Origin of the sequence: Meiothermus sp., assembly GCF_025060375.1 — a bacterium.
GTDB lineage: Bacteria > Deinococcota > Deinococci > Deinococcales > Thermaceae > Meiothermus.
Window position 1 is genome coordinate 60,541 of record NZ_JANXCG010000093.1, and the last position, 12,165, is coordinate 72,705.

The following is a 12,165-nucleotide window of genomic DNA, read 5'->3' on the forward strand; positions in this document are numbered from 1 at the left end:
AAGCTCAGCCCAAAGGGCAGAAACCCTCAGCGCACCTTGGCCCCGGGAGGGAGGTCTCCCTCCGGCGTGACGACGACCACCCTCCCGTCCGGCCCCTCCCCAGCCAGGATCATCCCCTGCGACTCCACCCCCCGCAGCACCGCAGGCTTGAGGTTGGCCACCAACACCAGCTTTTTACCCAGGAGGCTTTGGGGCGTGTAGAACTGGGCGATTCCAGAGACCACCTGCCGGGTGTGATCGCCCACGTTCAGGGTGAGTACCAGCAACCTATCGGCCCTGGGGTGCTTTTCCGCTGCCACCACCTCAGCCACCCGCAGGTCCAGCCGGGCAAAGTCTTCTAGACCAACCAGTTCGCTCCCGTTCGCCCCCTTGGCTTCCCTCTGCTTTGGCTCGCCCCCGGCCTCGAGCTTGGGGAAGAGAATCGGCGCTTCCTGGGGAATAACCGTTCCTGCAGGGGTTAGCCCCCAGGTCTCGGTCTCGGCAATGGTGTAGTCCCCCAGCCCCAGCGCGGCCCGAAGCTCCTTGGCCTTGGTAGGCAGGGCTGGCTCTAGAAGCACGCTGGCAATTCGCAGACCTTCCACCACGGTGTACAAAACGTCCTCCAGCTCCTTGCGGCGGGAGGGGTCGCGGGCCAGCTCCCAGGGCCGGGTCTCGTTGATGAGCTTGTTGAGGCTGCGCACGTACTGCAGCACCTCTTCCAGGGCCAGATGAATCCGCAAGGCCTCCACCTCACGGCGCACCTTGCCAGCTAGGGACACCCCGGCCCTGGCCGCCTCAGCGTCGGGTGGGGAAGGTTCCGGCACAACCCCCCCGCAGTACTTGAGCAGCATCGTACGGACCCGGGAGAGCAGGTTGCCCAGGTCGTTGGCCAAATCGGCGTTGAGCCGCTGGGCCACCACTTCCTCGCCAAAAGGGCTGTCCGCACCCAGGGTGGTGTCCCGCAGCAGGGCGTAGTGCACCGCATCCACCCCAAACTTATCGGCCAGCGCCAACGGGTCCACCGCGTTGCCTAGGCTCTTCCCCATCTTGCGACCGTCCATAGCCAGGATATGACCGTGGACCACCAAGCGCTTGTAGACCGGCAACCCTGCGCTTTTGAGCATGGTAGGCCAAAAGATGGCGTGGGGCTTGAGGATGTCCTTGCCAATCACGTGCCAGGCGTGCGGCCAAAACTTCTCAAAGAGCCCTCGGCTTACCAGGGAGGAAACGTAGGCCAAAAGCGCGTCAAACCAAACATAGGTCACGTGGCTCTCGTCCCAGGGGATGGGGATACCCCAGGGGACCCGTTCACGGGGCCTCGAGATGGACAGGTCACCAATGGGCTCCTTTAGGATTTCCAGCACCTCGTTGCGGTAGGCCGGGGGCTGGATGAGGTCGGGGTGCTCATGGAGGTACTCCACCAGCCAGGGTCGGTACTTCTCCATGCGGAAAAAGTAGTTGGCCTCCTTGCGCAGGACAGGGGGCTCAGAGTCGCCGGGAAGAACGCCGTTCACCAGCTCCTTCTCGGTGACAAAGCGCTCCGCCCCCACCGAGTAAAGCCCTTCGTACTCAGCGTAGTAGATGTCCCCCGCCTCGTAGACCCGGCGCAAAATTTCCTGCACAAAGCGCTTATGACGCTCCGAGGTGGTGCGGATGTAGTCGTCGTAGCTGATAAGGAGCCGCCTGTAGGCTGGTTGGAAGAGCTGCTCAGAAACGTAGTCTACGAAAGCCTGGGGCTCCTGACCCGCGTTCTTGGCGGCTCGAGCTATCTTTTCCCCGTGCTCGTCGGTGCCGGTAACGAAATTGGTCTCGTAGCCGTCTAGGCGGTGAAAGCGAGCTAGGAAGTCGCAGATGATCTTCTCGTAGACGTGGCCGATGTGGGGGGCCGCATTGGCGTAGTCAATGGCAGCGGTTTCGTAGAAAACCTTGCTCATGGGAGGTTCCTCAAAAAAGCCGGGGCGCGGCGCGCCCCGGCGGTAGCTCCGTTGGCCACCGCAAGGGGCCTTCGCGCCATTCGAAACCGGGCGCACCCGTGCATAGAGGTTATTCTATGCGCTTGCGAAAGCGGTTGGCAATATCAGGGAGCGTGCAGATGCTCGAGCCCCGCAGGGCCAGCGACGATTGCCAAGGAGGCCAGCCCCACGAACAACCCCACCTCCACCACACCAGGAATGCGCTTGAGGGCGGCCTCGAGCCCCGCCGGGTCCGGTACGGGGCCAAAGCGCACATCAACGATCAGGTTGCCCCCATCGGTCAGGTAAGGCCCCTCCCCATCCATCCGCAGCACCGGCTCACCCAGGCGGGAGAGGGCCTTTAGGGTGGCGCGGTAACCAAAACGGACCACCTCCACCGGTACCACCCCCCGCCCCAGACAAGGCACCTTTTTGGTATGGTCGGCCACCACGATAAACTGGCGGGCCGCAGCCTCCACAATCTTCTCCCGCAGGAGAGCCCCTCCCAGACCCTTTATTAAGGAGAGGTCAGGCGCGATCTCATCTGCCCCGTCAATCGCTAGGTCCACCCCTTCGGGGCCCAGCTCCACCAGGGGAATCCCCTCCTGGCGGGCCAGGGCCGCAGTGGCCTCCGATGTCGGCACCGCCACCACACCCCTGAGCTCCCCTGCCCGGAGCCTACGGCCCAGCTCCAAAACCACATGGCGGGCGGTAGAACCGGTGCCCAAGCCCACAACCATACCGGGCTCAACCCGCCGGACGGCCTCAACAGCCGCTTGGCGCTTATAGGATTCCAGGTTCTCCATCCCTCAGGCCCCTCGCCGCAGCTCGAGCAGGGCCTCGGCCACCTCAGCCGCATGGCCTTCGGGCCTCACCTTCTCCCAAACCCGGGCCACCCTCCCCTCGGGATCGATCAGGTAGGTCTGGCGCATAACCCCCTCGTAAACCTGACCGTACATCCGCTTGACCCCCCAGGCGCCGTAGGCCCGGATCACCTCCTTTTGGGGGTCGGAAAGCAGGGGAAAGTTTAGGGCATACTTGCTGTGGAAGCGAGCATGGCTCTGCACATCGTCCGCAGAAACCCCTAGCACCACCGCCCCCAGGGCCTCCAGGTTCCCCTTCTCATCCCGGAAGCCACAGGCCTCCTTGGTGCAGCCCGGGGTGTCGTCCTTTGGGTAGAAGTAAAGCACCACCCACCGGCCGCGGTAGTCCTCCAGCCGGTGTAAACGCCCCTCCTGGTCGGCCAGGGCAAAGGAAGGGGCCTGCGCACCCACCTGAACCCCCATGCTTACCCCCTTAGCATCAGGAGAGGGCCACCTTGTAGCCCAGCTTCCGCAAAAGCTCCTTCCGCCACGCCACATCCTCCTCGGCCTCCACCCCCAGGGGCTTGTGCCCATCCAGGACACCCAGGATTCCGCGCTGCTCGCCTTGTTCCACCACCACCACCGAGAGGGGGTTGGCGGTAGCGGCGAAAACCCGCACCACCTCGGGGCAGGCCTTGACCGCGTGCAGAACGTTGATGGGGTAAAACCCCTCCCCCAGAACAATCAGGAAGGAGTGGCCTGCCCCGATGGCCAGGGCGTTCTGGACCGCCAGCTCCACCAACGGCCCCGAGGTGCCGCTTTTGCGCACCAGGCGCTTTCCCGAGGCCTCGCAAAAGGCCAGGCCAAACTGAATTCCGGGGACCGCTGTGACCAGGGCCTCGTGGAGGTCCTCCACGGTTTTGATGAAGTGGGCCATGCCCAAGATCACGTTCAGGCCGTCGGGTTTTTCCACCGGGACGATTTTCAGCTCCATACCCTCATTTAGGCACACGGTAGCGAACCAGGTCAACCGTGGCCCCATCCAGCGTGGCGTAGCGGACCACCCCAACCCCAGGGACAAAGTAGACCTCCATCACCTGGCTACCTCCCTCGCTCGTCACGGTGGAGGTGCGAATCACGTAGGCGTTAAAGCGGCCTGCCGGAACGCTCACCCCCTCAATTCGCAAAACCTTGCCCACAAGGGCCACGCTCTGCCCTCCGAACCGGCTTCGCCCACCCCAGGCCTGGCCCAGCTCCAAAGGGGGGGGCGGGTAGAGCAGCAGGGGTGGCTCGTAGCGCTGCACCGCCTGGCCTACCGCAAGGCCCTCGAGCCACACCCCCTCCGGGGTGTAGCGGAGCACATCGGCGCTCACCGGCCGCCCCACCAGCCGCCGCTCCAAAAACAATGCCCCCCCCTGCTCCCGGGTGAAGACCTGCTCCATCCCTGTGGAGTAGGTCCACGAATAGCCCACCCCGTGGGGGTAGTAGCCTGGGGAGAAGGCCAGCCCTATGCAAAGAAACAACCAGGCCAAAGACCACCGTACGGCCCTCATCCATCCTCCCGGCCCAAGGCGTGCCCCCGCTGGGTGGCCGCCTCCACCGCCTCAATGAACGCCGCCCGCACCCCTCGAGCCTCCAGCGCGGCCAGGCCGTAAATGGTGGTACCCCCTGGGCTGCTCACCTCATCCTTGAGCACCGCAGGGTGCTTCTTGCGCAGCAATTCCCCAGTAGCGATGAGCACATCGGCCGCCAGGCGGAGCGCCTGCGCCCGGGGAAGGCCCTGCTTGACCCCCCCATCGGCCAGGGCTTCAGCCACCAGGGCGATGTAGGCCGGCGCTGAGGCAGACATCCCCGTAAACGCGTCAAAAAGCCGCTCGGGCAGCTCGTAGACATCGCCAACCGTTTCAAAAAGCTGCCGGGTAAAGGCCAGATCCCCGGCCTCCTCGGCCTCGCGTGGGCCGGTGATGGCGGTGGAACTCCTGCCGATGGTGGCCGCCAGATTGGGCATGCAACGCACCACCCGCCGGGTGCCCAGCCGGCGGGAGAGAATGGCCGTGGAGACCCCGGCCATAATGGAAATGTAGCCGACGTTGGGGTGGGCCACCTGCGGGGCTAAAGCCGCGATGTCCCTCGGCTGAACGCTCAGCAGAACCCGCTCGGCGTACCGAAGGTCGGACAGGCTTAGGGGCCGGGTACCAGTCTCCCCGGCCACCTCCAAGGTGCGTTCGGGGGTATCCAGGACACCAATATCCTCCGGTGCGAACAGCCCTGCCCGCAAAATTCCGTCCAGGATGCTCCGTCCCATCTTCCCCACGCCCACGATGGCCAACTTCATGGCCCCAAGTCTAAGGAGCCGCAGGGAGGCTTGGCAACACGCCGCCACCTCTCCAACACTGCTATACTCCACAAGGTGCGCGTACTGGCACTGGACACCGCCACCCCTTACCTTGTGCTGGGTCTGCCCCATGCCGAGAGGGCCCTGCGGTTGGAGCGCCGCCACGCTGAGGCGCTGTGGGCTGAGCTAAAGCGGTTTCTGGAGGAGGCCCAAACACCTCTGGAGTCCCTTCAAGGCATCGCGGTAGGGCAAGGACCGGGTTCCTACACCGGGCTTCGGATAGGCGTTGCCGCCGGGCTGGGGCTGGGCCGCGGACGGGCAATCCCAGTGGTGGGGGTGGACACCCTGGCAGGAGTGGCCCTGCGCTACCAGGGCACGGTTACCGTGGCCCAGCAAGCCCGGGGCGAGTGGGTCTACGCCGCCACCTACCGCCTGGAGGGAGGGCAGGCCATTCCCGTTGTCTCCCCACACCGGGTCCACCGGGCGAAGCTTGTCCCCCAAGGCCTGCTGGTGCTGGATGAGCCCCCTTCAGGGCAGGCCCTGGCCCGCCTGGGCGCAGCCCGACTGCAAAGCGGTGCCCGCGGGGTGGAACCGCTGTACCTATGACCCTGGAAGCCTACCACGCCCTGCGCCCCTTCTCGGCTCCTGAAGGGCATCTTTTCGTCAAGGCCGGGGCCAGAGGCCTAGACGACCCGGCCTACGAGCTGCTGGCGCAAAGCCTGGAGCCCTACGGAGAAGAAGCCCTGGACCTGAACCCCGGGGTCGGCCGGGTTACCCTAGCCCTGCTGCAACACGGCCTCCTGGTGCGGGCCATTGAGACCTCCCGGGCGGCCCTGCGCTGCCTGGAGGCCGGACTTGCCAAACGGGCCGAGATTGTCTGCGGACTCCCTTGGGAAGCCCCCAGCGAAAGCGCAGACATGGTGGCCTTGGTCCTTCCGGCCGAGCGGGGAACCCGCTACGTGACGCTATCCCTGCTGGGGGCAGCCCGGGCGTTGCGGATGGGCGGGCGGTTTTACATTGCCGGCAACAAGAGCAGGGGCTTTGACCACTACTTCCGGCTGGCCCAGGAAATCCTGGGTTTTGGTGTGGTGCTCGAGCGAAAGGGACCCCTGCGGGTGGCCGTTTTGGAGAAGGAGAAGCCCCCTCCGCCTCTACCCCCAGCCTGGGCGTCGTTTAGCTGCTGGGTCAGGGGTAGGACCTTGGAATTCGCCTACCTACCTGGGGTCTTCTCTGCAGGCGGGCTAGACCCGGGCAGCACCTTGCTGTTGGAAAACCTGGAGGGCGACCTGGGTCAGGTGCTTGACCTAGGGGCCGGTTACGGGGCCCTCAGCCTGCCCCTGGTGGGATGGGCAGAGGGCTTGGTGCTGCTCGAAGACGACTGGCCCAGCGTGCTCTCGGCAAGGCGCAACCTAGGCGAAAAGGCCACCGTGCTCCACTCCGACGTAGACGAGGCCTTGACAAAGGGGCGCACCTTCGCTACTATCGTGGCGAACCCCCCGTTCCACGTGGGGGGCCTTGTCGTGTTAGAAACCGCAGTAGCGTTCATCGAGGCCGCCTACGCCCGCCTGGAGAGGGGCGGGAAGTTTTATCTGGTGGCCAACCGCTTTTTGCCCTATGAGCCGTTGCTGCTGGAGCGTTTCGGTCGGGTGCGCACCCTGGCCGAAAACAGCCATAAGGTTCTCTTAGCCCAAAAGCTCGGTTAACCAGCCCGCTAGGAGGTGAACTGTTTGAAGTCCAAGGCTAAAAACACCCCGCAGAGCCCATCCACCGCAAGCCCTACCCCAAGGAGCAAGACCAAACCCTCTGACAAGGCCGAGAAGAGCACCCCCAAACCCCAAAACACGGCCAAGGGAGCGGCGAAGAAACCCCTGGCCAAGGCCGAGGCTGCGCCCGCTACCCAGGCACCCCCCGCTGAAACCAAGGCCAGGCTCAGCAAAAATTCCAAGGCCAGCGCACGGAAGGAGGCGGCCGAAAAACCCTTGGTGGCTGAGGAGCTCGAGGTGCCGGGGCTGGAAGGGCTGGGGGTTGAACCCGACCTGGACGACCTGGTGGCCCCAAACCCCAAGGAGGACAAGCTGATACCTCCCCTTGTGGACGAGGAGCTTGGCGACGAGATTCTAGAAGGCGACCTAGAAGACCTTGACCTGCTCGAGCCGGACTTCGAACTGGGCACCCTTCCGGTAGAGGAGCTGGAGGAGGAAATCGAGGACGACCTCCCGCTGCCCCGCATCTCCACCTCCGACCCGGTCCGGCAGTACCTCCACGAAATCGGCCAGGTTCCCCTCCTCACCTTGGAGGAGGAGATCGACCTGGCCCGAAGGGTAGAGGAAGGGGTGGCGGCGGCCCAGCGCCTGGCGGAGGAGACCGGTTTGGACGTGGAGCTCATCCGGCACGTCCTCCGCAGCCAGGTACAGGGCAACAGCCGCATCGCCCACATCCCCGGCACCGAGCTGCGGCTGGACCCGGAGACCATCCAGACCGTGGATGCCCGCCTGCGGGCCCTCCCGCGCGAGGTCAAACGCTACTTGCACATCGCCCGCGACGGCGAAATTTGCCGCCAGCACCTGATCGAGGCTAACCTGCGGCTGGTGGTTTCCATCGCCAAAAAGTACACCGGGCGGGGGCTTTCCTTCCTGGACCTCATCCAGGAGGGCAACCAGGGGCTTATCCGGGCGGTGGAGAAGTTCGAGTACAAGCGCCGCTACAAGTTCTCCACCTACGCTACGTGGTGGATTCGCCAGGCCATCAACCGGGCCATTGCCGACCAGGCCCGCACCATCCGCATCCCGGTGCACATGGTGGAGACCATCAACAAGCTCACCCGCACCGCCCGCCAGATGCAGCAGGAGCTGGGCCGCGAGCCCACCTACGAGGAGATTGCCGAGGCCATGGGGCCTGGCTGGGACGCCAAGAAGGTAGAGGAGACCTTCAAGATTGCCCAGGAGCCGGTAAGCCTGGAAACCCCCATCGGCGACGAGAAGGACAGCTTCTACGGCGACTTCATCCCCGATGAGCACCTGGCCTCGCCGGTGGACTCGGCCGCCCAGAGCATGCTTTCGGAGGAGCTGGAAAGGGCCCTGGGCAAGCTTTCCGAGCGGGAGGCGATGGTCTTGAAGCTGCGCAAGGGCCTAATCGACGGGCGCGAGCACACCCTGGAAGAGGTGGGGGCCTACTTCGGGGTGACCCGGGAGCGCATCCGCCAGATCGAGAACAAGGCCCTGCGCAAGCTCAAGTACCACGAGTCCCGTACCCGCAAGCTGCGGGACTTCCTGGACTGAGGGTGCCAACTTTCCCCTTCCAGCCGCGCGAAGCGCTTATTGGCAGGCCAATTCGGGGGATGGGCTCAGCGGGTATGGGTCACCTTGGTCAGGTGCCGGGGTGCATCAGGGTCCAACCCCCGGGCCACGGCAAGCTGGGCGGCGAAAGGGTAAAAGGCCTGGGCAGCCAGAACCGAGTCCAGCACCGGGTGAAGCCGGGTCGGCAGGGGCAGGGGGGTATGGGCTAGCGCCAGGGCCTCGGCCTCGGTGGAGACCACCAGGAGGTGACCCCCCTTGGCCCGCAGGGCTTCCAAAAGCTCGAGCATTCCGGGCAAAGGCCTGTCCTTGGGGACCAGAACCAACAGAGGGAAGTCAGGCTCCACCAGGGCCACCGGCCCATGTAGAAGCTCAGCCCCGGAAAGGGCCTCCGCATGAAAGGCGCAGGTCTCCTTGAGCTTCAGGGCCAGCTCGTGGGCCACCGCAAAGGCGTAGCCGCGGCCTACCAAAAGGCCGTTCTCGGCCGACAGAAGGGGCTCGAGGCCTACCTGCCAGTCCACCTCCAAAGCGCTGTGCATAGCCTCGGGTAGCCTTTCCAAGGCTTCTTTGAGTTCCCGGTCCTCGGTCCAGGCTGCCACCACCTGCACCAGCGTGGCCAGGGCGGTCAGGTAGCTCTTCGTAGCTGCCACCGCTTTTTCCGGCCCAGCCCACAAGGGCAAGACTACCTCGGCCGCCCGGGCCAATGGGGAGTCCACCTGGTTCACCAGGGCCAGGGTCAGAGCCCCATCGCGCCGGGCCTGGCGGGTCACCTCCACCAGGTCAGGGCTCTGGCCCGATTGGGAAAGGGCGATGAGCAAAGCCCCCAGAACCGATAGGCGCTGCCCATAGACAGTGTAGACGGAGGGGAGCACCGAGGAACAAACCAAGCCTAGACGGCCCTCAATCAGATACTTTCCAAAAAGTGCGGCGTGGTCGGAGCTGCCCCGGGCCACCGTAAGCGCGAAGGGCGGGGGGTGGCGGCGCAAGAAGGTACCCAAGAGCTCCACCTCGCTTCGGTTCTCCCTCAGAGCCCGTTCTACCGCCGCAGGGGCCTGGCGGGCTTCCTCGACCATCTGGGTGTTCGCAGCGCTCACAGTCAGGATTTTCGCACGCCTTTGGGCAGCCGTCACGTTCTCGGGACTGGCCGACCCGCTATGTAGACCTCCTCAAGGTCAAAATTCTCGTCCAGCACCAGCATATCCGCAGGCCCTCCCACGGTTAGCCCCTCAGCCAGCCCCAGGTAGCGGGCCGGTCGGAGCGCGGTCATGTCCACCGCCTCCACCAGGGAAAAGCCCCAGCGGAGCAGGTTTCGCAGGGCCTGGTACTGGGTCAGGGTGCTCCCGGCCAGAGCACCGTTGGGGAGGAACACCCCCCCAGCCCGCCGGATTACCCTAAGCCGTCCCAGGCGATACTCCCCCTCTGGCATCCCAGCAGCGGCCACCGCATCGGTCACCGCATAGACCTGGGGCAAGGCCCGGGCCAACAACCGGAGCACCGCCGGGTGCAGATGCAGACCATCCGGAATCACCTCGGCCCAAATGCCGCGCTCCAGCGCCAGACCCACCACCCCAGGGGCGCGGTGGTGCAGGGGAGACATGGCGTTGAGGAGGTGGGTAAAACCTTCCGCACCGGCCTCCAGGGCGGCTCGAGCCTCCTCATAGGTGGCCCGGGTGTGGCCCTGCTGCACCCGAACCCCCCGGGCCCGCAGGAAGGCAATCAGCTCCAAGGCACCGGGCAGCTCAGGGGCCAGGGTCACGACCCGGACGGGGGCCAAGGCCAGCAGGCGCTCCATCACCCCTAAATCCGGCAGAAGGGGGTAGGGCGGCTGGGCCCCTAGCCGCTCGGGGTGGATAAAGGGACCCTCGAGGTGCACCCCCACCACCCGAGCCTCGCCGGGGCGCGGCTCCTGCATCACCGCCCGAACTGCCAGCAAGGCGGCCTCCAGGTCCTCCAAAGGGGCCGTCACGGTGGTTGCCAGAAGGGCTGTGGTGCCGTGTTGGGCATGAAAGCGGGCCATCCGCCGCAACGCCGCCTCACCCCCCATCACATCAGCCCCACCCCCTCCGTGCACATGGAGGTCCACAAGCCCAGGCAGAATGCGACGCCCCGAGGGCCCCGAAGCCCCTAGGGGTACAATCGCCCGAACCATGGCATCAAACTCCACCCGTGCATGGAAGCACCGCCCGGCAGCAAGAACCAGCCCCTCTAAAACCCTCATTCCTCCCCTTCCCGCACCAGGCGCCACGATGGGCATAGCCCCAAAAGGTCTGGGCCGCACAGCTTAGGGGGGGCCCACTCCAGCTTCACCCCAGGCAGGCTAGGGGCAAAAAAACGCTGCCACAGCCCCTGGGCCAAAGGGGTGAGGCGCTGACCCACAAGCCGCTCGGCCACCCACAGGAAATCGTCCAACCCCCCGCCGCGAGACGGCGCCCCCAGCTCCCGGGCAAGCTCGGCCTCCACCTCCGGCCGCACCCGGCTGGCGTAGAGCCAGTCTTCCACAAGCCGAAAAAAGTGGGCCTCGGCCAGGGGCACCGGATCGTCGCCGAAAAGAGCGCAGACCCCCACCGCCAGGGCACTGCCCAGGCTGTTGGCCGCACTGCCCCAGGCCGCAAAACCGGCCAGCCCGGGTAGGCTTATGGAGGGCAGCAAGAACTGAACGAAGCGGTGTTCAGCCTGACCATAGTAGGCCAAGTCAGCCACCGCCACCATCCGGCCGGTGGCCTGGTCGGCCACCAGCCGGTCCACCAGCTCCGGCAGGTAGCGCTCGGGCGTGTCCACCCCCTCGTAATCGGGCTGACGCAGCCCCTGCCGAAGGGCTGGAGCATTCACCGCCAGGACCAGGTCAGCCTCCTCCAGCGACCCCGCCTGCACCCCCCCCAGCGCCCGAAGCTGGGCCCTAACCAGCCCCCCAAGGCTTCGGTCCTGGAACAGGAGCTCAGCCTGCTCAGCCCGCGAGCTGGGGTAGCGCAGCAGCACCTTGGTCTTCCGCCCCGCCTGCTGCAGTAGGGCTCGAGCCAAAAGGAGAAGCGGCGCCTCGGCCCCACCTGGGTAGATATCGGCCTCCCCCCAGAGCCCCAGCTCGTCCAGACGGGCCGAGAGGCGGCGGGCCTCCTGGTGGGGCAGGCCGTAGGGGGTGGGGTTGTCCAGGGTTAGGGCCAGGTACTCCAGCACCCCTGCGTGGAGCAAATCTATGGCCGCCTGGTGCAGGGCGTGGTTGCGCTCCCGCGCCTGCAACCAGCTCTGGAGGGCCTCTTTGTGCAGATGCAGCCTGGCCCGGTCCAGTTCGGTCAGGGCCTCACGGGTGTCCTTGCCCATGGCCTGAAGGCGCTCCAGGCGGTCGGCCCACTCGGAAAAGCGCGCCCGCACAGGGTCTGCTTCGGCAGAAGGGTGCCTCGCAAAAGCGACGCCGGGCTGGACCACCGCAGGCCCCACCACACCGTGGGCCAGGATGCGCAGGTGGGGGTAGCTGCGCTTGAGGTCGCGCAGTACCTCGAGCCGGGCTAAAACCTCCTCCAGCCTGTCGGCGGCACCCTGAGGGGAGCCTGGCCCGCCCAGGCAGAGGGCCTCCAAGGAGACCAGGGCCACATCCGCCGCAGGGGCCTCCCGCCACAACCACTCGGCCAAGGCCATCAGGTAGCTCGGCCCTTCCCCACGGCCCAAAAGCTCCGAGGGAGGCACGTGCAGGAGGAGCCCAGCTACCCGGGCCACCACCTGAGGGAACTCCAGGTGCACCGGGTCCGAAGGCAACAACAGCACGCGCCTCATAAGGTTCTCCCCCAATCTACAGGCCGATTCCCACCAAC

General features: G+C 65.8%; 12 protein-coding genes. 3 read left to right on the top strand and 9 right to left on the bottom strand.

From position 1 onward, the window contains the following. Positions 1–26 precede the first annotated feature (26 nt). The 6 genes from metG to proC all read right to left on the bottom strand — a co-directional run bounded on the left by metG (position 27) and on the right by proC (position 5,069). Positions 27–1,913, bottom strand: a complete 1,887-nt coding sequence (metG, locus tag NZ849_RS11575) for a methionine--tRNA ligase (protein ID WP_295407644.1) — start codon at positions 1,911–1,913, stop codon at positions 27–29. Positions 1,914–2,056: 143 nt separating this feature from the next. Then, entirely contained in the window at positions 2,057–2,737 is a 681-nt protein-coding gene (gene rpiA, locus NZ849_RS11580) for a ribose-5-phosphate isomerase RpiA (RefSeq protein WP_295407647.1), read from the bottom strand. A 3-nt stretch (positions 2,738–2,740) separates the two neighbouring features. Continuing rightward, a complete protein-coding gene (gene bcp / locus NZ849_RS11585; protein WP_295407650.1) occupies positions 2,741–3,217 on the bottom strand; it encodes a thioredoxin-dependent thiol peroxidase in 477 nt (158 codons plus the stop codon). A 16-nt stretch (positions 3,218–3,233) separates the two neighbouring features. Then, positions 3,234–3,728, bottom strand: a complete 495-nt coding sequence (locus tag NZ849_RS11590) for an adenosine-specific kinase (protein WP_295407653.1) — start codon at positions 3,726–3,728, stop codon at positions 3,234–3,236. Between the two features lie 4 nt (positions 3,729–3,732). Continuing rightward, positions 3,733–4,266 carry a hypothetical protein gene (locus tag NZ849_RS11595; RefSeq protein ID WP_295407658.1) on the bottom strand — a complete coding sequence of 178 codons (534 nt, stop codon included), beginning with the start codon at positions 4,264–4,266 and terminating at the stop codon, positions 3,733–3,735. Between the two features lie 17 nt (positions 4,267–4,283). Continuing rightward, on the bottom strand, positions 4,284–5,069 hold the full coding sequence (gene proC, locus NZ849_RS11600) for a pyrroline-5-carboxylate reductase (protein ID WP_295407661.1): 786 nt from the start codon (positions 5,067–5,069) through the stop codon (positions 4,284–4,286). A 75-nt stretch (positions 5,070–5,144) separates the two neighbouring features. Here proC and tsaB point away from each other — a divergent pair, with 75 nt between their 5' ends. The 3 genes from tsaB to rpoD are packed head-to-tail and all read left to right on the top strand — an operon-like array spanning position 5,145 to position 8,347. Next, positions 5,145–5,675 (top strand): tRNA (adenosine(37)-N6)-threonylcarbamoyltransferase complex dimerization subunit type 1 TsaB, encoded by a 531-nt coding sequence (gene tsaB / locus NZ849_RS11605; protein WP_295407664.1) that lies wholly within the window; start codon positions 5,145–5,147, stop codon positions 5,673–5,675. Beyond that, a complete protein-coding gene (locus tag NZ849_RS11610; RefSeq protein ID WP_295407667.1) occupies positions 5,672–6,772 on the top strand; it encodes a methyltransferase in 1,101 nt (366 codons plus the stop codon). Before tsaB ends, NZ849_RS11610 begins: the two co-directional genes overlap by 4 nt. A 24-nt stretch (positions 6,773–6,796) precedes the next feature. Next, positions 6,797–8,347, top strand: a complete 1,551-nt coding sequence (gene rpoD, locus NZ849_RS11615; protein ID WP_295407671.1) for an RNA polymerase sigma factor RpoD — start codon at positions 6,797–6,799, stop codon at positions 8,345–8,347. Positions 8,348–8,412: 65 nt separating this feature from the next. Here the strand turns inward: rpoD and NZ849_RS11620 are convergent, their stop codons facing one another. The 3 genes from NZ849_RS11620 to NZ849_RS11630 form a co-directional block, all read right to left on the bottom strand. Beyond that, positions 8,413–9,456: an SIS domain-containing protein gene (locus tag NZ849_RS11620; RefSeq protein ID WP_295407676.1), complete on the bottom strand. Its 1,044-nt coding sequence runs from the start codon at positions 9,454–9,456 to the stop codon at positions 8,413–8,415. Between the two features lie 32 nt (positions 9,457–9,488). After that, positions 9,489–10,511, bottom strand: coding sequence for an N-acetylglucosamine-6-phosphate deacetylase (gene nagA, locus NZ849_RS11625; protein ID WP_295407794.1), 1,023 nt, complete (start codon positions 10,509–10,511; stop codon positions 9,489–9,491). Between the two features lie 65 nt (positions 10,512–10,576). Further along, the gene (locus NZ849_RS11630; protein ID WP_295407679.1) at positions 10,577–12,127 is read right to left on the bottom strand and encodes a DUF4127 family protein; all 1,551 of its coding nucleotides are present in this window, start codon (positions 12,125–12,127) and stop codon (positions 10,577–10,579) included. Positions 12,128–12,165: the final 38 nt, after the last annotated feature.